The organism is Acinetobacter sp. 228, from assembly GCF_048147885.1.
In genome coordinates this window covers 1-1,349 of record NZ_JAYWYV010000281.1, presented here as the reverse complement: position 1 = coordinate 1,349, position 1,349 = coordinate 1, and the positions used below count along the sequence as shown (strand labels likewise).

Below are 1,349 nucleotides of genomic sequence, written 5' to 3'. Positions count from 1 at the left end.
GCAGTGGTAAAGTTGAACCAATTGGACGGCGCATGTTTAATGCAGTTTCAATTTGCACAACATCGATATACACCATATTTAAGCGATCACGCGTTGCCATCGCTACAGGCGCTTGAACATACTGGCTCATCTCTTCCATATATTGATGAGCAATATTACGAATCGAGATGTTGGATAATGCTGCATATCCTAAAGATAAAACGCCAATATCTAATGTATATTTGGTCGAGTTAGGCAATTGTTTTAAATAACCTAATGACACAAGGGTATTGGTAATACGTGCAATGGTCGGTTTAGGTAAACCTGTCATTTTTGCTAATTCTTGGTTGCCAAGCACCTGATTATTTGCAGAAAAGCATCTTAAAAGTTCTAAACCGCGTGCTAAAGAAGCAATAAATTGCGGGTTGTTTTCCCGATGTATATGCGAAATAGGATCTAAACGTATCTCATCAAAATTTATTGGTTTTTCAGTTTCCGTGTTTTGAGACATTCGATCCTCAAATATAATTAAAGCAATAGTTTTGCCATTATATTTCGCTCTGCAAAATAAATCCATTCATCACTGCGCTGTTGTGATGAATGGATATTGGGTTCAATGGTTATGAAACGTTTTCAATCACCATCGCAAGACCTTGACCTACACCAATACATAGACTCACCACGGCATATTTCTTCTTACGGCGAATTAACTCGCGCGCTACTGTTAAGCTAAGACGAGCGCCAGAGGCACCAAGTGGATGACCAACCGCAATTGCACCACCATTTGGGTTCACACGCGGGTCATTAAAATCAACATTCCAGCCTTTTAAACAAGATAAAACCTGTGAAGCAAAGGCTTCATTAATTTCAATAATATCCATGTCATCTAAAGTAAGTCCCGCACGCGCAACAGCTTTTTTAATGGCTTCGATGGGACCTGCACCCATAATACGTGGTTCAATACCCGCTGCTGCTGCTGACAAAAGTTTAGCCATTGGTTTTAAACCATATTTTTGACCTGCCGCTTCTGAACCAATCAAAAGTGCTGCTGCACCATCATTAATACCTGAGGCATTACCCGCAGTGACCACGCCACCTTCAAAGAGCGGTTTTAACTTTGTAAGTGCTTCAACAGTTGAACTTGGGCGAGGGTGTTCATCTTCAGAAACGAGTTTAGGTGGCAATTTTTTGCCTTGGAAAACCTCAATTGGGGTAATTTCATCGGCAAAGAAACCTTCTTCTTTCGCTTTTTGATATTTGGCTTGTGATTGGGCTGCAAATAAGTCTGCTTGCTCACGACTAATACCAAAATCGGCTGCGACGTTATCACCTGTTTCAGGCATTGAATGACCACCGTACTGCGCAATAAT

The 1,349-nt window shown here is 41.0% G+C and carries 2 protein-coding genes; both read right to left on the bottom strand.

The features are described from left to right. On the bottom strand, window positions 1–490 hold a 490-nt coding region (locus VXQ92_RS18220), incomplete at its 3' end, for an IclR family transcriptional regulator (protein WP_416682752.1). Between the two features lie 109 nt (window positions 491–599). After that, the coding region (locus tag VXQ92_RS18215) for an acetyl-CoA C-acyltransferase (RefSeq protein WP_416682751.1) at window positions 600–1,349 on the bottom strand (750 nt) is incomplete at its 5' end.